The organism is Thauera linaloolentis 47Lol = DSM 12138 (genome assembly GCF_000310205.1).
GTDB lineage: Bacteria > Pseudomonadota > Gammaproteobacteria > Burkholderiales > Rhodocyclaceae > Thauera > Thauera linaloolentis.
On record NZ_AMXE01000031.1, the window covers coordinates 1 to 17,064 of the forward strand.

General features: G+C 67.4%; 20 protein-coding genes. 7 read left to right on the forward strand and 13 right to left on the reverse strand.

The features are described from left to right. The 4 genes from C666_RS09780 to C666_RS09795 all read left to right on the forward strand — a co-directional run. Positions 1–525: flagellar hook-length control protein FliK (locus C666_RS09780; RefSeq protein ID WP_004337797.1), on the forward strand; the 525-nt coding region annotated here is incomplete at its 5' end. Then, positions 518–856: an EscU/YscU/HrcU family type III secretion system export apparatus switch protein gene (locus C666_RS09785; protein WP_004337800.1), complete on the forward strand. Its 339-nt coding sequence runs from the start codon at positions 518–520 to the stop codon at positions 854–856. The genes C666_RS09780 and C666_RS09785, both read left to right, overlap by 8 nt. Positions 857–917: 61 nt before the next feature. Beyond that, positions 918–1,685 (forward strand): flagellar brake protein, encoded by a 768-nt coding sequence (locus tag C666_RS09790; RefSeq protein ID WP_004337802.1) that lies wholly within the window; start codon positions 918–920, stop codon positions 1,683–1,685. 27 nt (positions 1,686–1,712) lie between these two features. Next, positions 1,713–2,495, forward strand: coding sequence for a flagellar brake protein (locus C666_RS09795; protein WP_004337803.1), 783 nt, complete (start codon positions 1,713–1,715; stop codon positions 2,493–2,495). Between the two features lie 18 nt (positions 2,496–2,513). Here C666_RS09795 and C666_RS09800 read toward each other — a convergent pair whose 3' ends face one another. Beyond that, complete coding sequence (locus C666_RS09800; protein ID WP_245603963.1) at positions 2,514–3,752, reverse strand: MFS transporter; 1,239 nt, start codon at positions 3,750–3,752, stop codon at positions 2,514–2,516. Positions 3,753–4,000: 248 nt separating this feature from the next. Here C666_RS09800 and C666_RS09805 point away from each other — a divergent pair, with 248 nt between their 5' ends. Then, on the forward strand, positions 4,001–4,723 hold the full coding sequence (locus C666_RS09805; RefSeq protein WP_004337807.1) for a fumarylacetoacetate hydrolase family protein: 723 nt from the start codon (positions 4,001–4,003) through the stop codon (positions 4,721–4,723). An 82-nt stretch (positions 4,724–4,805) separates the two neighbouring features. Here C666_RS09805 and C666_RS09810 read toward each other — a convergent pair whose 3' ends face one another. Both C666_RS09810 and C666_RS09815 read right to left on the reverse strand, forming a co-directional pair. Next, on the reverse strand, positions 4,806–5,018 hold the full coding sequence (locus C666_RS09810) for a DUF3079 domain-containing protein (RefSeq protein ID WP_004337809.1): 213 nt from the start codon (positions 5,016–5,018) through the stop codon (positions 4,806–4,808). Between the two features lie 76 nt (positions 5,019–5,094). Next, entirely contained in the window at positions 5,095–6,000 is a 906-nt protein-coding gene (locus tag C666_RS09815) for a helix-turn-helix domain-containing protein (RefSeq protein WP_004337811.1), read from the reverse strand. A 157-nt stretch (positions 6,001–6,157) separates the two neighbouring features. Between C666_RS09815 and pobA the strand changes: the two genes are divergently transcribed. Further along, the gene (gene pobA / locus C666_RS09820; RefSeq protein WP_004337812.1) at positions 6,158–7,345 is read left to right on the forward strand and encodes a 4-hydroxybenzoate 3-monooxygenase; all 1,188 of its coding nucleotides are present in this window, start codon (positions 6,158–6,160) and stop codon (positions 7,343–7,345) included. 185 nt (positions 7,346–7,530) lie between these two features. Here pobA and aroQ read toward each other — a convergent pair whose 3' ends face one another. From aroQ to C666_RS09870, 10 genes are all read right to left on the reverse strand, one after another. Further along, on the reverse strand, positions 7,531–7,968 hold the full coding sequence (gene aroQ / locus C666_RS09825) for a type II 3-dehydroquinate dehydratase (protein ID WP_004337814.1): 438 nt from the start codon (positions 7,966–7,968) through the stop codon (positions 7,531–7,533). A gap of 65 nt (positions 7,969–8,033) precedes the next feature. Further along, entirely contained in the window at positions 8,034–8,717 is a 684-nt protein-coding gene (locus tag C666_RS09830; protein WP_004337817.1) for a DUF3334 family protein, read from the reverse strand. A 113-nt stretch (positions 8,718–8,830) separates the two neighbouring features. After that, a complete protein-coding gene (locus C666_RS09835; protein WP_004337819.1) occupies positions 8,831–9,670 on the reverse strand; it encodes a putative RNA methyltransferase in 840 nt (279 codons plus the stop codon). Between the two features lie 71 nt (positions 9,671–9,741). Beyond that, a complete protein-coding gene (locus tag C666_RS09840; RefSeq protein ID WP_004337822.1) occupies positions 9,742–10,749 on the reverse strand; it encodes an aldo/keto reductase in 1,008 nt (335 codons plus the stop codon). 115 nt (positions 10,750–10,864) lie between these two features. After that, positions 10,865–11,821 (reverse strand): Gfo/Idh/MocA family oxidoreductase, encoded by a 957-nt coding sequence (locus C666_RS09845; RefSeq protein ID WP_004337824.1) that lies wholly within the window; start codon positions 11,819–11,821, stop codon positions 10,865–10,867. Beyond that, a complete protein-coding gene (locus C666_RS09850; protein ID WP_004337826.1) occupies positions 11,821–12,675 on the reverse strand; it encodes a class III extradiol dioxygenase subunit beta in 855 nt (284 codons plus the stop codon). The genes C666_RS09845 and C666_RS09850 overlap by 1 nt, the downstream gene beginning before the upstream one ends. 2 nt (positions 12,676–12,677) lie before the next feature. Beyond that, positions 12,678–13,124, reverse strand: coding sequence for a protocatechuate 4,5-dioxygenase subunit alpha (gene ligA, locus C666_RS09855; protein WP_004337828.1), 447 nt, complete (start codon positions 13,122–13,124; stop codon positions 12,678–12,680). Between the two features lie 2 nt (positions 13,125–13,126). Beyond that, positions 13,127–14,047, reverse strand: coding sequence for an amidohydrolase family protein (locus C666_RS09860; protein ID WP_248637691.1), 921 nt, complete (start codon positions 14,045–14,047; stop codon positions 13,127–13,129). 81 nt (positions 14,048–14,128) lie between these two features. Next, the gene (ligK, locus tag C666_RS09865) at positions 14,129–14,824 is read right to left on the reverse strand and encodes a 4-carboxy-4-hydroxy-2-oxoadipate aldolase/oxaloacetate decarboxylase (protein ID WP_004337833.1); all 696 of its coding nucleotides are present in this window, start codon (positions 14,822–14,824) and stop codon (positions 14,129–14,131) included. 12 nt (positions 14,825–14,836) lie between these two features. Then, positions 14,837–15,862 carry an amidohydrolase family protein gene (locus C666_RS09870; RefSeq protein WP_004337835.1) on the reverse strand — a complete coding sequence of 342 codons (1,026 nt, stop codon included), beginning with the start codon at positions 15,860–15,862 and terminating at the stop codon, positions 14,837–14,839. Positions 15,863–16,132: 270 nt separating this feature from the next. Between C666_RS09870 and C666_RS09875 the strand changes: the two genes are divergently transcribed. Next, positions 16,133–17,032, forward strand: a complete 900-nt coding sequence (locus C666_RS09875) for a LysR substrate-binding domain-containing protein (RefSeq protein WP_004337836.1) — start codon at positions 16,133–16,135, stop codon at positions 17,030–17,032. Positions 17,033–17,064 lie beyond the last annotated feature (32 nt).

Sequence of the window (17,064 nt, forward strand, 5' to 3'; positions counted from 1 at the left end):
ACGGCGGCCATGCCCGGCCCCGCCCCTGCGCCGGGTTCCTCGCCGCAGGCCGCCGCCTCCGGCGCGCAAGCCGGCGCGGCGGACGGCAGCGAACGCGCCAGTACGGCTCTACGCGCCATCGCCGAAGAGGCTGCGCCGGTGCGCAATGCCCCGATTCCCGAACGTCTGCTTCCGCTGGTCCATCAGCAGCTCGACGCGCTCGCCACCCACCAGTACGTGTGGCAAGGCCAGGCCTGGCCGGGGCAGCAGATGGAGTGGATCATCGAGGATCCTGAACAGGAAGAAGGCGACGGCGGCGATCCATCCGAGCAGGGCTGGAACACCACGCTGCGCCTGACGCTGCCTCGCCTGGGCAGCATCGAGGCGCACATGCACCTGACCGCGGCCGGCGTGGCGCTGCGCCTGCGCTCGGACGACGATGCCAGCATCGCCGCGCTGGATGCGGATGCCGCCGCCCTCGCCCAAGCCCTCGAAACCGCCGACGTCAAGCTGACCGGCCTGGTGGTGGAACGCCGCCATGACTGACGCCAGGGGCGCCCGCAGCGAAGCCGTCGCCCTCGCCTACACGGCGGGCGAGGCCGCGCCGCGCGTGGTGGCCAAGGGCAAGGGCGTGCTGGCGCGGGAAATCCTCGAGCGCGCGCGCGAAGCCGGCATCTATGTGCATGAATCGCCCGAACTGGTCAGCCTGCTGATGCAGGTCGATCTCGACGCGCGGATTCCGCCGCAGCTCTACATTGCCGTGGCCGAACTGCTGGCCTGGCTGTACCGCGTCGAGGGGGGCGCCAGCGCCGGCCCCGTTCCCGTGGCGCATGATCTGCCCCAGTCCCTGCGCCCCCGTCCAGCCGGCACGCCTTAGGTTACGCCGGCCGCAATGAGTCGTGCTATAAGCATCGGCGACCGAGTTTCTTGAACCACGCATGACGATCGAACACGAGCTGACCCGCGTCGAACTGCTGCAGGCCGACGACGCCTCGAAATACCTGCTGAAGGATGACCGGGAGATCCTGTTCATCATGCGGCGGCTCGTCGACGCGCGCTCGCTGCTCAGCGCGCGCGGCGAGCCCGGGTACGATTCGTTCCTGACGGCCCTGCTGCAGATATCCAGCGATGGCTCCACGCTGATCCTGGACGGCAGCCCCGACGCAGCGCTCAACGCACGCCTCGAACAGGCCGAGCGGCTCGACTGCGTGACCCAGCTCGACAAGGTGCGCATCCAGTTCATGCTCGACCGGCCCGTGTTCCAGACCTGGCGCGAGGGCCCCGCCTTCAGCGCCGCGCTGCCGGGCGAACTGCTGCGCCTGCAGCGGCGGGAGTTCTACCGCCTGCAGGCACCGGTCACCCATTCGCTGACCTGCACCGTCCCCCTGCCCCACGCTGGCGAGCTGGCGCTGCGCATCATCGACATCAGCGGCGGCGGCATCGCCATCGCCGTGCCGCCGGCAGACGCGCCCTTCGCCCCCGGCGACGAGTTTGCCGGCTGCCGGATCACGCTTCCCGACAGCCCGCCGATCTCCGCGCGCCTGATCGTGCGCAACCTGTTCCGCCTGACCACCCGCAACGGTGTCGAGATGCTGCGCGCGGGCTGCGAGTTCTCGGATATGCCGCGAGGCGCGGACGAAGCCATTCAGCGGTATATCCTGAGAATCGAGCGCGAACGCAATGCGCGCCAGCACACCTTGGGCTGATCCCAACTTCGGCTGATTCAACACACCATGACCCCGAACGCCGAGCGCACCCCCACTCCCATCGACATGGATCGCCGCGACGCGATCGAACAGTTCATCCTGAGCGGCCGCCGCCAGGTTCGCCAGTTGCTGCGCGAACTGATCGAGCATCGCGCGCTGATCAGCGGCCACTTCGGCAACGGCCGCTCCTTCCTGACGGCACTGCTGGAACTACCCGGCGACGAGGAAACGATCACCCTGGACGCAAGCCCCGACCCGGACACCAACCAGCGCATCCTGGCAGCGCCGAAACTCGTGTGCGTGACCCAACTCGACCACATCCGCATCCAGTTCGCGCTGCACGACATCCAGCAAGGCCGCGACGGCGGGCGCAGCGTCCTGCACGCGGCGGTGCCGCGCGAAATCCTGCGCCTCCAGCGCCGCGCCGCCTACCGCCTGAGCGTGCCGCTGAGCCATGCCGCCACCGCCCTGGTCAGGGCGAAAGGCATTGCGGAACCCTTGGTCGAGATGTCCGGCCGCCTGCTCGACATCAGCGTGGGCGGCATTGCCCTGCAGTTGCCGCCGGACACCGCACAGCTCACCATCGGCGAGCGCCTTGCGGACTGCAGCCTGCAATTGCCGAACATCGATCCGATCGCCCTTCAGCTGCGGGTCTGTTACGTCAACCCTCAGGAACAACGCAGCGGCACCCGGATGCTGCGCGTCGGGCTGGCATTCGCCGACCTGCCGCACAGCACCGAGAACATGATCCAGCGCTACATCTTCAACACCGAACGGGAACGCAACGCTCGTGAACGCGGCGGGCTGTAGACAAGCGGCCAGGCCCGCTCAAGGCCGTGGCGGGCCGCCATACCCACGCTCCATCCTCCAGGCGGCCATGCCCAGCACCGTTCCCAGCGCGGCCGCCCCCACGGGCAAGGCCGCCGCGGCCTCCCAGCTCCCCCTCCCGGCCACCAGCGCGGCAATCAGCGGCGGGCCCAGCAACTGGCCGAGGTTGGCGATCTGCATGCTCAGGCCCTGGAACGTGCCGATCTGGCGTGGCGTGCGTGCGATGACGGTCGAGGCCGACAGGATGGACGAGGGTATCAGCCCGCCGACGAAGGACACCGCCACGCAGGCCAGGTAGCGCACGGCATCGGGCAGCCCCGGCGAAAAAGCCGCGTACATGCACAGGCCGCTGAGGCCGCTGCCCAGCACCAGCAGCTTGCCGCGCGCCACCCCGCGCCGCAGCAGCGCACCGCCGATGACATTGCCCGGCACGTTCGCCAGCACCATCACGCACGACAGCGCGGCCACCCATGCCATGTCCAGGCCGCGTTGCTCGCGCAGGAAGGTCGGCAACCACACGATCAGGGTGAAATGCTGCAGCGCCCAGGTCGCAAACAGCAAGCCCAGCGTCCAGGCCAGCGGCTGGCGCATCACCTCGCGCACGACGGCGAAGGCGCCCTCGTTCGCGCCGGATGTGCCCGGAAAGCCGTAGTGCCGGCGCTGCAGCCACACCGAGGCGCCCCCCGCGGCCAGCAGCGCAATGGCGAACCACCAGATCGCCCGCCAGCCGCCCACACCCTGCAGCAAGGGCGCGGCGATCATCACCAAGCCGATGCCGCCCGGCATGTAGGCCGCCCACACGCCGAGCACGAAACGCCGGTCGTCCGGCCGGCTCGCCGCGGACAGCAGGATCGGTGCCGACACCGCGACCGCCATGTAGCCCGCCCCCTCGACCACCCGCGCCGCCAGCAACAGCGGAAAGCTCGCCGCCAGCAGGCTGGCCGCGCCCCCCGCCAGCCCGAACCCGATTCCCGCCAGGCAAAGCCGCAGCCCGCCGATGCGATCGGCGGAAAAACCGAATACCACCGCGGCGGACACCGCGAGCACATTGATCGCCGACGACAGCCAGCCGGCCTCCACTAGACTCAGGCCGAAATCCTCGCGCAGGGCCGAAATCATGATCGACACCTTGCCGACGTTGCTCGCCACCGCCACGCCGCACAGCACTGCGGCCGCGACCGCCAGCCAATGCGTGCCCGCCCGCTCCTGCAGCGCCCCCGCCTTCATCCTTTCCCCCACACGCCCTCCCGCGCGGCGGACCTCGTGCCCCGCCGCCAGTTCTCCGATTCATCGCACGGACCGGATTCTGTCCGTTCGGCGTGCTCCGGGCCACATGAATCTGCCGCGGCAGGCCCCGCCCGCCGCCGGGCGCCCGCCGCACTGCGCTTCCCGGCCCCCGAGGAAGCTCGCCGGCGCTGGACGCGCACGGTGGATTGGCGGCATGCTTCGGCGCATCACGAGCACCTCTCACACCGAGCGAGACAGCGATGAACCAGACAGCCTACCTGTGGCGCCCCGCCCCCACGCCCTCCCTGCCGGTACGCGGCCTGGACGCGCGCCTGCCGGTCCGGCGCATCTTCTGCGTCGGCCGCAACTACCAGGGCCACGCCATCGAGATGGGCACCCCGATCGACAAGGCGACGATGCGGCCGTTCTACTTCATCAAGGATGCGGCCAGCCTGGTCGAGACGAGCGCCGCCGCTCCGGCGCGCGTGCCCTATCCGCCCGGCACCGGCGACTATCATCACGAAATGGAGCTGGTCGTCGCCATCGGCGCCGAAGGCTTCGAGGTTGCCGAAGCCGATGCCGGCCGGCTGGTCTACGGCTACGCCGCCGGCCTCGACATGACACGCCGCGACCTGCAGAAGCGCGCCCAGGGCCAGGGCCGCCCCTGGGATCTGGGCAAGAACTTCGAGCAGGGCGCGATCTGCGGCGAGATCGTCCCCGCCACGGGGCAGGACGTGCTCGACAGGGGGGCGATCACGCTGCAGGTCAATGGCCACACCCGCCAGTCCAGCGACCTGTCGATGCTGATCTGGAACATCCGCGAGCTGATCGCCGACCTCTCCCGCTTCTACCACCTGCAGCCCGGCGACCTGATCTACACCGGCACGCCCGAAGGCGTCGGCGCGGTCCGGCCGGGCGACCGCCTCAGCGGCCACGTCGAGGGCGTCGGCGACATCGCGCTCGACATCGGCGAATCGGCATGAGGCGGGGATACGGGGTTTTCCATCCCCCTTGCGGGACAGCGGGATGAAACGGCAGGCATCGGTCCCGGCGGCGTAGCGCCAGTCAGTGCCCGCCCTGGCGCACGTTCCGGTCGTTCTCGTCCGGCTCGATGTCCCAGTCCCCATACAGGTACCAGTCGTCGCCCAACACCTCGGCCGGATGCATCGTCCGCCCCGAGCCGTTGCCGCAGCCCAGGGCATCGACCGAACAGTACTTGTCGCAACCCCAGCAGATGCGCTCGGGGTGCTTCGGGTGGAGCGGAAACTTCTTGGCCATGATCGTCCTGCCGCAGGCGGCGAATGCAATACCCGATGAATTTAGTCGGATTATCGACGCACCGCTTTGACCTCCATCAATCCTCCGCGACCGCCCGGGGACTTGCCGGGGCCAGGTGCGCCCGCCGAAACGCGGACGGCGCCATGCCCTGCTTGCGTGCGAAGAAGCGCGAGAAATAGGCCGGATCGCGAAATCCGAGCGAATAGCCGATGCCGGTCACATCGAGGTCGGAATAGGCCAGCAGGCGCCGTGCCTCCAGCAGCAGGCGCTCGTGGATCAGGTCCTGCGCGGTCAGCCCCGCCTCGCGCCGGCAACTGGCATTGAGTTGCTGCGGCGACACGCCGAGGCGCCGGGCGTAGCAACTCACCGGCTGCCAATCGCGGAAATGCTGCTCGATCAGACTGCTGAAACGCTCCACCCGCTGGCGGACCCGGTTCTGCGAACCCTGCCCTTCCATCCCCGCGGCGGTGCGCGCCAGTTCCACCACCACCACGCCGAGAATCGCGATCAGCACGCTGATGCGTCCGGGCCGGCGCCCGGCGTATTCGCGCCCGAACTGCTCGAAACGCAGGCGCATGCGTTCGCCGTCTTCTGCGTCGATCGCCAGCGGCAGATAGCGCAGCGTATCGAAGGCCGGCCGCAGATCGGGTGAAAGTGCAAGCAACTCGCCCAGCAATGCCTGCGGCAGGGTGAGGATGCAGCCGACGATGTCGGGCGAGAACCGGAAACCGTGGATATGCCGCGCCGGCACCATCACCAGGCAGGGCGTCCGCAGCGGAAAGCTGCGTGTCTCGAAGGTCATGCTCGCCTCGCCGGACTGCAGGAACACGATGTGCATCAGGCTGTCGTGGCTGTGCGGCGTGATCTCCCAGTCGTACAGGGCGCTGCGCGCGGCGATGGTCTCGTAGTGCACCGGCTCCGGCGTGGGCCACAGCTCCTTCTCTCCGAACAGCTTGTAGGTTGGAACTCCGGCCAGTGCCATGCGTGGGTCCTTGATCCATCCGAAATCCGGCCGTCCAGCATGCCACGACTTTCCAAAAGTACAAGCATTCGGCCTTGGGAGTTCAAGCGGGGCCCGGCGCTGGAATCTACAGTTCCAGCCGTTCCAGCAGCCACGACTCCATCAACAGAGAGACACCATGCAAACTCAAGTCGGCATCATCGGCGGCGGCCCATCCGGCCTGTGCCTCGCCCGCCTGCTCAGCCTGTCGGGCATCAAGAGCGTCATCCTCGAACGCCAGGACCGCGCCTACGTCGAAGCGCGCATCCGCGCCGGCATCCTCGAACAAGGGATGATCGATCTAATGCGCCGCGCCGAGGTGAGCGAGCGCATGGACGAGGCGGGGCTGGTGCATGACGGCATCGTGCTGACCTTCGACGGCCGCGAAGAGCGCATCGACATGAAGCGGCTCACCGGCGGCCAGCAGGTGATGGTCTACGGCCAGACCGAGCTGACCAAGGACTTGTACGACGCTGTGCTGAAGGACGAGAACATCACCGTCGTCTTCCAGGCCGGCGACGTGCGCCCGGCCGGCTTCCTCGAAGGCCGGCCGCGCCTGCGGTTCTTCAAGGACGGGCAGCAGACCGACGTCGATTGCGACTACATCGCCGGCTGCGATGGCTACCATGGCGCGTCGCGCGCGTCGGTGCCGCGCGAACTGATCACCGAATACGAACGCATCTACCCGTTCGGCTGGCTGGGCCTGCTGTCCGACACGCCGCCGGTGCATGAGGAGCTGATCTACGCCAACCACAAGCGCGGTTTCGCCCTGTGCTCGCAGCGCTCGCCCACCCGCAGCCGCTACTACCTGCAGGTGGGCCTGGACGAGAAGATCGAGGACTGGTCGGACGAACGCTTCTGGGAAGAGCTCAAGAGGCGCCTGCCCGCCCACATTGCCGCCACGCTGGTCACCGGCCCATCGATCGAGAAGAGCATCGCGCCGCTGCGCTCCTTCGTCACCGAACCGATGCGCTTCGGCAGCATGTTCCTCGTGGGCGACGCCGCCCACATCGTGCCGCCGACCGGCGCCAAGGGCCTGAATCTGGCCGCGTCCGACATGTACTACCTATCGACGGCGCTCATCGCCCACTACCACGAAGGCCGCGACGACCTCCTCGAACGCTACTCGGAAACCGCGCTGCGCCGCGTGTGGGCCGCGGTGCGCTTCTCGTGGTGGTTCACGTCGATCATGCACAAGTTCAACGACGATCCGATCGAGCACAAGATCCAGCTCGCCGAACTCGACTACCTGATGAGCTCCACCGCCGGCCAGACGACGATCGCGGAAAACTACGTCGGCTTGCCCTTCGACCCGACGTTCAAGTAGGCCGCGGCACACCCAGCGCCAGCACATGCGCCGCGATCCGGCGCGGTAGCGCGAAACGGGCGTCCACTCACGAGGTGGCGCCCGTTTTTCCATCTGGTGCCGCGCGATGCCGAGGCCTGCGCCGGCCGGTGGCCCGCCGGCGCCGCCTGGATCCGCCGCCGCAGGGTAAGCCCGCGGCGGAATGCTCAGCGCAGCCTGCTGGCGACGAACTGCAGCGCGAGGCCGTAGCCCAGCGTGCCGAAGCCGGCCATGACCGCTTCGGCGATGTCCGACAGGTAGGAATGGTGGCGGAAGGCTTCGCGCTTGTGCACGTTGGAAATATGCACTTCGACGAAGGGAATCGCCACGCCGCCGAAGGCGTCGCGGATGGCGACGCTGGTATGGGTGTAGGCGCCGGGGTTGATGATGACGAAGCCCACGCCTTCGGCGCGCGCCTGGTGGATGCGGTCGACGATCGCGCCCTCGTGGTTGCTCTGGAAGCAGTCCAGTTCGAGGCCCAGCTCCGCCGCCTGTGCCCGCAGGCCGTTCTCGACGTCGGCGAGCGTGGTCGAGCCGTAGATGTGCGGCTCGCGGCTGCCGAGCAGGTTGAGGTTGGGGCCGTTGATGACGAGGACTTTGCTCATGCGCGGAATTCCTTCGGGAGATTCGCTCGGATGGGGACGGATTGCGGGGCGCCGGGCCGGGACGGTCACATGCCCAGCGACTTCAGCAGTTCGTCCGGATCGTCGCTGCCGCCCGCCTGCGCCGTGGCGCCGAACGGTGCGCCATTCTGTTCGAGCAGTTCGTCCGGGTCCGGCGCCTCGTTGGGCTCGAAATCGACGAGCTTGATGAACTCGGTGCGGTCGACCGCCAGCTCGAGGTAGAAAACATTGTTGTGCGCGGTGTAGAAGGTCACGCGCCGCGACTCGGGGTGATCCAGCTTGGTGTCGACGCTGAGGATGACCTGCTTGTTGAGCACCAGCATCTTGGGCTGGTTCTGCGTGATGTCGATCTGCAGTTCGCGCCCGACCTTGCCGGTGAAGTTGCCGACGATCTGGTTCATCAGCTCGCCCATGACGTTGCTGACCTCGTCCGACGTGTAGGACGCCGCCAGTTCGGCCCTGGACATGCCCATGCTGACCATGTAGCGCTCATAGATTTCCATTGCCGCATGGGCCGAGAAGTTCATCACCACCAGCCCGGAGAAGCCGCCGTCGAACAGCACGAAGCAGCCGATGTCGGGCTTGAGGCAGGTCTTGGTGATCTTCTGCACCATGCCGGAAAAGCGGATGTCGCCCTGCGTGGCCTTGCCGAGCACCGAGGTCACGGAATTGCACAGGCCCAGCAGCAGGTCTTCGGTACCGAATACAACGGGGTAGTCTGCCTTGTTCATGGCGGTGGTCGCTCGCAGCGGATGAATGTGATCGTCGTTTTTAGCACAGCCCGGGCCGGCACGCAGGCAGATGTTGGCCACCACGTGCATTCATGCACGAATCCTTCCGCGCTTCAGCCACGGACCAGCGAGAGCAGCTTGACGTCCGCGGTCAGCGACAGCCGGCTCAGCGCCGCGGCTCTCGCCCGCCCCTCGGGCGTGGCCCGGAACAGGTGCGGCGTCATCAGCAGCAGGTCAGCGATCGCCTCGGCGCCTTCCAGCTCCAGCGTGAAGCGCAGGCTGTCCGAGGCTTCGGCGTCGAAGCCCGCCGGCAGCACGGGTGCGGCATCGCGCTCAGGCTTCAGCGCCGGATAGATGATCTCGCGCAGTTCGCGCAGATGGTCCGGCCCCGCGTCGACCTGCAGCAGCAGGCCGCCCGGCTTGAGCACACGGGCGAACTCCGCATGCACCGGAAAACCGAACATGCACAGCACGCGGTCGAGCGCAGCGTCCGCCACCGGCAGCCTGGCATTGCTGCCGACCAGCCATGCGGCTTCGCCCTGCCGCTTCGCCGCCGCCCGCACCGCCCATTTGGAGATGTCCAGCCCGGCCAGTGCCATGCGCAGGGATGGGTGGACGGCTGCGGCGAGCCGGCGCAGGTAGTAGCCTTCGCCGCAGCCGGCGTCGAGGCAGCTCGCGCCACCCTGCGGCGGCAGGCCGGCCAGCACGATGCGGCTCACCGCATCGGCGATCGGCTGGTAATGGCCCGCATCGAGAAAGCGCCTGCGCGCGCCGACCATCTCCTTGCTGTCGCCGGGATCGCGCGAGCGCTTGTACTGCACCGGCAACAGGTTGATGTAGCCCTCCCGGGCGATATCGAAGCAGTGGCCCGCGGGGCAGCGCCAGTGCGCGCCGTCGCGCCACAGCGGCGCGGCATCCAGCGGGCAGGCCAGGGTCTGGAACGGAACGATCATGGGCGCGAAGCCTGCAGCAGGCCGCGCCCGAAGGCAAGGGGCACGCCGGGCGTGCCCGCCGGAATCCGGACTCAGAATTCCTCGGTATCGATTTCGGCCTGGGTAGCGGCGTTGTAGCGCGGACCGGCGACCGTGCGGCGGTCGATCAGCGCCTCCAGGCGCGCGGCGAGGCCGGTGCTCAGCGTCACTTCGGCCGCCTTCACGTTTTCTTCCAGATGAGCCGCCGAGGTCGTGCCGGGAATCGGCAGGATGTGCTCGCCGCGCCCCAGCAGCCAGGCCAGCGCGAGCTGCGCCGGCGTGCAGCCGGCCTCGCGGGCAAGCGCGCGATAGCCGTCGAGCAGGCGCAGGTTGGCGGCGAAATCGTCGCCCTGGAAGCGCGGCATGGCGCGGCGGATGTCCTTGGCGTCGAAGGCGGCGATGTCGGCCGGGGTGGACAGCGCCCCGGCCAGGAAGCCGCGGCCGATCGGGCTGAAGGCGACGAAGCTCACCCCCAGTTCGCGGCAGGCATCGAGCACCGCGATCTCGGCGTTGCGCGTCCACAGCGAATACTCGGTCTGCAGCGCGGCGACCGGATGCACGGCATGGGCGCGGCGCAGGGTGCCGGCCGACACCTCGGACAGGCCGATCGCGCGGATCTTGCCTTCGCGCACCAGGTCGGCCAGCGCGCCGACGCTGTCCTCGACCGGCACCTGCTTGTCCCAGCGGTGCAGGTAGTAGAGGTCGATGACATCGGTGCGCAGGCGCTGCAGGGCCTCTTCGCAAGTGCGCTTGAGGCTCTCCGGACGGCCGTCGATGACACGCTTGACGCCGCCCTCGCCATTCACGCCGGTCATGCCGCACTTGCTCGCCAGGGTGAAGCGCGAGCGATGCGGCGACAGCACCCGCCCGACCAGCGTCTCGTTGGCGCCGAAGCCGTACAGCGCGGCGGTGTCGAAGTGGGTGACACCCAGGTCGAGCGCCTTCAGCAGCAGCGCTTCGCCCTGCTCCGGCGAGGGCGGCACGCCGTAGGCGTGGGACAGGTTCATGCAGCCCAGGCTGATGGCGCCGACCTGGAAGGGACCGAGCTTGCGTTGTTGCATGTGCTGCCTCGCGAATGGAAACGGCTCCAGGCGCGGGCGTGGAGCCGGGTCGGACGGGATCCGGTTCAGGCGCGCGGCCCGCACCCGACGGGCACGGCGTCGGCCGCCGCCGCCGTCATTCTGCCAGTTGCCGTTCGAGCTGGTGCAGCACCTGGTAGCACGGCAGCACCTTGGCCACGCTCGAGTTCGGCTCGCGCCGCTCGCGGATGGCGGCGAAGAATTCGCGGTCCTGCAGCTCGATGCCGTTCATCGAAACATCGACGCCGGACACGTCGATCCTCTCCTCCTTGCCGTCGTACAAATCGTCGTAGCGGGCGATGTAGGTGCCGGTGTCGCCGATGTAGCGGAAGAAGGTGCCGAGCGGGCCGTCGTTGTTGAATGACAGCGACAGCGTGCAGATCGCACCGTTGGCGGCCTTGAGCTGGATCGACATGTCCATGGCGATGCCCAGTTCGGGATGGATCGGCCCCTGGATGGCGTTGGCCTTCACGATCGGGCTGCCGGCCTGGTAGGCGAACAGGTCGACGGTGTGCGCGGCGTGGTGCCACAGCAGGTGGTCGGTCCAGCTGCGCGGCTGGCCGAGCGCGTTCATGTTGGTGCGGCGGAAGAAATAGGTCTGCACGTCCATCTGCTGGATGTTGAACTCGCCGGCCTCGATCTTGTTGTGCACCCACTGGTGGCTGGGGTTGAAGCGGCGGGTGTGGCCGACCATGGCGACCAGGCCGGTTTGCCGCTGCAGCCGCGCGACTTCCTCGGCGCCCTCGAGTGTGTCGGCGAGCGGGATCTCGACCTGCACGTGCTTGCCGGCCTTCAGGCACTGGATGGTCTGTTCCGCATGGATCTGCGTGGGCGTGCACAGGATCACCGCGTCGACCTCCGGCAAGGCGAGGCTGTCGGCGAGTTCGGTGGTGACATGGCCGATGCCGTACTTGGCTGCAACCGCGCGCGTCGCTTCCAGGTCGCGGCTGACCAGGGAGACGACTTCGACGCCGTCGATGTTCCTGATGCCGTCCAGGTGCTTGATGCCGAAGGCGCCGGCACCGGCCAGCGCAACCTTGATCGTCTTGCTCATCAGTTGTTCTCCAGGATCAGGTGGCCCACGGCCGTGTTCGATGCGGGAATGTGATAGAAGCGGTGCCGGACCGTGGGCGCCGGGCCGCCATCGACGTCGCTCATCGCGCCGCGCGCGATCAGCCACATGACCAGTTCGATGCCTTCGGAACCGGCCTCGCGTACGTAGTCGATGTGCGGCATGGCCGACAACCCGGCGGGATCGGCGATCAGGCGGTCGACGAAGGCATTGTCCCATTCGCGGTTGAGCAGACCGGCGCGCGCGCCCTGCAGCTGGTGACTCATGCCGCCGGTGCCCCAGATCTGGACCTTGAGGTCGGCGTCGTAGGATTCGACCGCCTTGCGGATCGCCCGGCCGAGCTGGAAGCAGCGGTGGCCGGACGGCACCGGGTACTGCACGACGTTGACCGCGAACGGAATGACCGGGCACGGCCACACATCCGGTTCGCCGCACATCAGCGACAGCGGCACGGTGAGGCCGTGGTCGACCTCCATCCTGTTGACGATGGTGAGGTCGAAGTCGTCCTGGATCACGCTCTGCGCGATGTGCGCGGCGAGTTGCGGATGGCCGATCACCTTGGGCACCGGACGCGGACCGTAGCCCTCGTCGGCCGGAACGAATTCGGCCGCGGTGCCGATGGCGAAGGTGGGGATGAAGTCGAGGCTGAAAGCGGTGGCGTGGTCGTTGTAGACGAGGAAGATCACGTCGGGCGTGTTTTCCTTCATCCACTGCTTCGAATACTCGTAGCCCGCGAACATGGGCTGCCAGTACGCTTCGCCGGTTTTCCGGTGGTCGATCGCGGCACCGATGGCCGGTACGTGCGAGGTATAGACGGATGCGGTGATCTTGGCCATGTTCAGGCTCCCTTGTTCTTCCTGCCCGCCGCGCCCTGCGGCTGGTGCTGCGGCTGCGCGTCGCCGTCCTCGCCCAGATAGCGGTTGCCTTCGGGCGAACGGCCGCCCTTCATCATCATGTCGCGGTATTCCTCTTCGCTCATGCCGGTCATGCTGCCCGCCATCTGCTGGAAGCTCAGACCGTCGGTGGCGCCGATCTTGGCGAGGAAGTAGATGTTGCCGCCGGTGCGCATGCACCAGTTGAGGTCGCGGGCGAGCACGGCCTGCTTCTGCTCCTCGGTCATCGGCCATTCGTCGAGATAGGCGCGCTCGTCGGCCTTGAAGCGTGCGCGGTTCCCGGCCTTCATCAGCGACATGCAGAACTGGTTGAGCCAGTAGCCCTTGCGCGACTGCTCGGCATCGAAAATGATCGTGCCCGGAATGTCCAGGTAGGGTTTGTCCAGCGCCATGATCAGCAATCCTCCGGCCAGTAGAGGCGCATCGGGTTGTCGACCAGCAGCTTGCGCTGCAATTCGGCGGTCGACGCGATGTGCGGGATGAAGTCAATCAGCAGGCCGTCGTCGGGCATGTGGTCCTTGAGGTTCGGGTGCGGCCAGTCGGTGCCCCACAGCACACGGTCGGGGAAGGCCTCGACGATGCGGCGGGCGAACGGCACCACGTCGCGATAGGCGTTCCGCTCGCCGTTCAGCGCCTTCGGACCGGTCAGCGACAAGCGCTCGGGGCAGCTCACCTTGCTCCACACATTGGCGTTGTCGCGCATGAACTTCACGAACAGCTCGAACTCCGGGCCATCGATCGGCTTGGTCACGTCCGGCCGGCCCATGTGGTCGACGACCACCGTGGTCGGCAGCGCGGTGAAGAAGTCCCATAGCTCGGGCAGATCGACCGCCTCGAAGTAGATCACCACGTGCCAGCCCAGCGGCGCGATGCGTTTGGCGATCTCCAGCAGTTCGTCCTTCGGGGTGAAATCCACCAGCCGCTTGACGAAGTTGAAGCGCACCCCGCGCACGCCGGCGGCATGCAGGTCCTGCAGCTCCCGGTCGGTGACGCTGCGGCGCACCGTCGCCACGCCGCGGGCCTTGCCGCCGGAGGCCTTGCAGGCATCGACCATGGCGCGGTTGTCGGCGCCGTGGCAGGTGGCCTGCACGACCACGTTGCGGGCGAAGCCGAGGTGGTCGCGCAGGGCGAAGAGCTGGCCCTTGCCCGCGTCGCAAGGGGTGTACTTGCGCTCGGGGGCATAGGGGAACTCCGCGCCGGGACCGAAAACGTGGCAATGGGCGTCCACGGCGCCGACCGGCAAGCGGAAGCCGGGTTTGCTGGGTCTGGCCTGCCAGTCGAGCCAGCCGGGTGTCTTCTGGAATTGCATGGGCATTCTCTGGTGTTCCGTCCGCTTCTCTCTGTCGCGGTCGGGGGCGGGGTCTGCCGGAAGCGGCCTGCCCATCCCTTCTTCCATTCAGTCGATGTACTTGAGGCCGGCCTGCTCCAGCCCCTCGCGCATCTTGTAGAGATCGAGGCCGAGCACGCCGGCCGCGAACTTGTCACGCTTCTCGCCTTCGAAGGATTCCCGCTTCTCGGCGGCATCGGCCACCTGCTGTGCGATCACGGCAGGCACGACGACCACGCCGTCGACGTCGGCGACGACCACGTCACCCGGATTCACCAGCGCGCCGGCGCATACCACCGGCACGTTCACCGAGCCCAGCGTGGCCTTGATCGTGCCCTTGGCATGGATGGCCTTGGCGAACACGGGGAAATCCATCTTTTCCAGATCGGCCACGTCGCGCACACCGCCGTCGATGATCAGGCCGCGCGCGCCGCGCGCCTTGAACGAGGTGGCGAGCAGGTCGCCGAAGAAGCCGTCGGCGTTGTCGGTGGTGCAGGCGGCCACGGCCACGTCGCCCTCCTGCAGTTGCTCGGCGGCGACGTGCATCATCCAGTTGTCGCCCGGCTGCAGCAGGATGGTGACGGCAGTGCCGCACAACTTGGCGCCGCTGTAGACCGGCCGCATCCAGGGCTTCATCAGGCCGACGCGGCCCATCGCCTCGTGGATGGTGGCGACGCCGAAGCGCGCGAGCTTGTCGACGGCGGCCTTGTCGGCGCGGACGATGTTGCGCTTGACGACGCCGAGCTGGTTTAGTGCCTGGCTCATGTATGTTCTCCTTCAGCGGCCCTTGGCCTTCAGCGCGGCATCCAGCCGCGGATAGACGCGGCGGGCATTGCCCTCGTAGATCTTGTAGCGGTCCTCGACACTGATGTTCGCGGCCTCGATGTAGCGCCTGGTGTCGTCGTAGTAGTGGCCGGTCTCGGGGTCGATGCCGCGCACCGCACCGATCATCTCGGAGGCGAACAGCACGTTCTCCACCGGGATCACCTTGGTCAGCAGATCGATGCCCGGCTGGTGATACACGCAGGTGTCGAAGAAGATGTTGTTGAGCAGGTGCTCGGTCAGCAGCGGCTTCTTCATCTCCTGCGCGAGGCCGCGGAAACGGCCCCAGTGGTAGGGCACCGCGCCGCCGCCGTGCGGGATCACGAACCGCAGCGTCGGGAAGTCCTTGAACAAGTCCGAGGTCAGGCACTGCATGAAGGCGGTGGTGTCGGCGTTCAGGTAGTGGGCGCCGGTGGTGTGGAAGCAAGCGTTGCAACTGGTCGATACGTGCACCATCGCCGGAATGTCGTACTCGACCATCTTCTCGTAGATCGGGTACCAGTGGCGGTCGGACAACGGCGGGCTGGCCCAGTGGCCGCCGGAGGGATCGGGGTTGAGGTTGATGCCGACGAAACCATATTCGCGAATGCACTTCTCCAGTTCGGGAATGCAGGTCGCCGGATCGACGCCCGGCGACTGCGGCAACATGGCCGCGCCGATGAAGTTGTCCGGAAAGAGCTGCGCAACACGATGGCACAGCTCGTTGCAGATCGCCGCCCAGGTCGAGCTGACGTTGAAGTCGCCGATGTGGTGGGCCATGAAGCTCGCGCGCGGCGAGAAGACGGTCAGGTCGGAACCGCGCGCCTTCATCAGGCGCAACTGGTTGTTCTCGATGGTCTCGCGCAGCTCGTCGTCGCTGATCCTGAGATCCGAAACCCGGGGCGCGGCCGCTACGTCCTTCAGACCCGCGATCTGCCGGTTGCGCCAGTCTTCGAGCGCCTTGGGCGCGGTAGTGTAGTGACCGTGGATGTCGATGATCATGCCCTGCCTCCTGTATTCCGGACCGACCCGGCAAGCGCCGCGTCTGCAGCGGGCAGAGCCCGCATTTGCATGCCGCGCATTCTCGCCAGCGCAACACCGCTCCAATAGGGCGAAGGACATCTATCAGTTATCGCACTTCGTTATATCTTTGGATCACGTATTTCATTATCAGGCTAGCCAAGACCCTGATCACGGCATGGCGAAACTGCTTTCCAAGCCCCGGCCTGAGCCTTACGATACGGCCTCCCCTCCCAGCTCACAGCGCAGGACATGGATCTCAAGCAACTCGGCTATTTCGTGCGGGTGGCCGAACTCGGCAGCTTCACACGCGCGTCGATCGCACTCGATGTCGCGCAACCGGCACTCAGCCGCCAGGTACGCATGCTGGAGGTGGAACTGCGCCAGAACCTGCTGGTGCGCAACGGCCGCGGCGTGACCCTGACCGAAGCCGGCAAGGTGCTGCTGGAGCACAGCCGTGGCGTGTTGCACCAGATCGAACATCTGCGCGAGGCGTTGTCGCGGGTACGGGGAGCGTTGGCCGGCCGCGTAGCGATCGGCATGCCGCCCAGCCTGTCGAAAGTGCTGGCGGTGCCGGTGACACGCGCCTTTCGCAGCCGCATGCCCGAAGCAGCGCTATCCATCACGGAAGGGCTGTCGGTGACGATGCAGGAATCACTGGTCTCGGGGCGGCTGGATATCGTGCTGCTCTACAACGCGACCCCCTCGCCCGACATAGATCTGATCCCGCTCCTGGAAGAGCCGCTGTTTCTGGTCCAGCGCCAGGATGCCGCCGACGCCGGCAAGCCGGTGTCGCTGCAGGAACTCGCCCGCCAGCCACTCGTCATCCCGAGCAGGCCGAACGCAATCAGGATGCTGGTCGAAACGGAACTCGGCAACCTCGGGCTCCATCCGGAAATCGGGCTCGAGATCGACGGCATCCCGGCGATCCTCGACTTGGTGGCAGACGGTGCCGGCTGTGCGGTACTGTCGCGCAACGCGGTATTGACCGCGAGCCACCCCGACTTGCTCGCGATGCGGCCAATCGCGCCGCCGGGCCTGCATTCCAAATTGTCGCTGGCCTTCAGTTCGCGCCGCCCCGGCACCGGCACCCAGCAAGCCATGCTGGAACTGCTGCAGGAGTTGAGCGCCCAGGTGCTGGACGTCCGCTGAGGCCGTACAATCACGGCAGATCCATTCAGGAT

Bases quoted from the DNA above. Each gene is read 5' to 3' on its own strand.
- C666_RS09785 (WP_004337800.1), top strand. From the start codon at position 518: ATGACTGACGCCAGGGGCGCCCGCAGCGAAGCCGTCGCCCTCGCCTAC.
- C666_RS09790 (WP_004337802.1), top strand. From the start codon at position 918: ATGACGATCGAACACGAGCTGACCCGCGTCGAACTGCTGCAGGCCGAC.
- C666_RS09795 (WP_004337803.1), top strand. From the start codon at position 1,713: ATGACCCCGAACGCCGAGCGCACCCCCACTCCCATCGACATGGATCGC.
- C666_RS09805 (WP_004337807.1), top strand. From the start codon at position 4,001: ATGAACCAGACAGCCTACCTGTGGCGCCCCGCCCCCACGCCCTCCCTG.
- C666_RS09810 (WP_004337809.1), bottom strand. From the start codon at position 5,018: ATGGCCAAGAAGTTTCCGCTCCACCCGAAGCACCCCGAGCGCATCTGC.
- C666_RS09815 (WP_004337811.1), bottom strand. From the start codon at position 6,000: ATGGCACTGGCCGGAGTTCCAACCTACAAGCTGTTCGGAGAGAAGGAG.
- pobA (WP_004337812.1), top strand. From the start codon at position 6,158: ATGCAAACTCAAGTCGGCATCATCGGCGGCGGCCCATCCGGCCTGTGC.
- aroQ (WP_004337814.1), bottom strand. From the start codon at position 7,968: ATGAGCAAAGTCCTCGTCATCAACGGCCCCAACCTCAACCTGCTCGGC.
- C666_RS09830 (WP_004337817.1), bottom strand. From the start codon at position 8,717: ATGAACAAGGCAGACTACCCCGTTGTATTCGGTACCGAAGACCTGCTG.
- C666_RS09835 (WP_004337819.1), bottom strand. From the start codon at position 9,670: ATGATCGTTCCGTTCCAGACCCTGGCCTGCCCGCTGGATGCCGCGCCG.
- C666_RS09840 (WP_004337822.1), bottom strand. From the start codon at position 10,749: ATGCAACAACGCAAGCTCGGTCCCTTCCAGGTCGGCGCCATCAGCCTG.
- C666_RS09845 (WP_004337824.1), bottom strand. From the start codon at position 11,821: ATGAGCAAGACGATCAAGGTTGCGCTGGCCGGTGCCGGCGCCTTCGGC.
- C666_RS09850 (WP_004337826.1), bottom strand. From the start codon at position 12,675: ATGGCCAAGATCACCGCATCCGTCTATACCTCGCACGTACCGGCCATC.
- ligA (WP_004337828.1), bottom strand. From the start codon at position 13,124: ATGGCGCTGGACAAACCCTACCTGGACATTCCGGGCACGATCATTTTC.
- C666_RS09860 (WP_248637691.1), bottom strand. From the start codon at position 14,047: ATGCCCATGCAATTCCAGAAGACACCCGGCTGGCTCGACTGGCAGGCC.
- ligK (WP_004337833.1), bottom strand. From the start codon at position 14,824: ATGAGCCAGGCACTAAACCAGCTCGGCGTCGTCAAGCGCAACATCGTC.
- C666_RS09870 (WP_004337835.1), bottom strand. From the start codon at position 15,862: ATGATCATCGACATCCACGGTCACTACACTACCGCGCCCAAGGCGCTC.
- C666_RS09875 (WP_004337836.1), top strand. From the start codon at position 16,133: ATGGATCTCAAGCAACTCGGCTATTTCGTGCGGGTGGCCGAACTCGGC.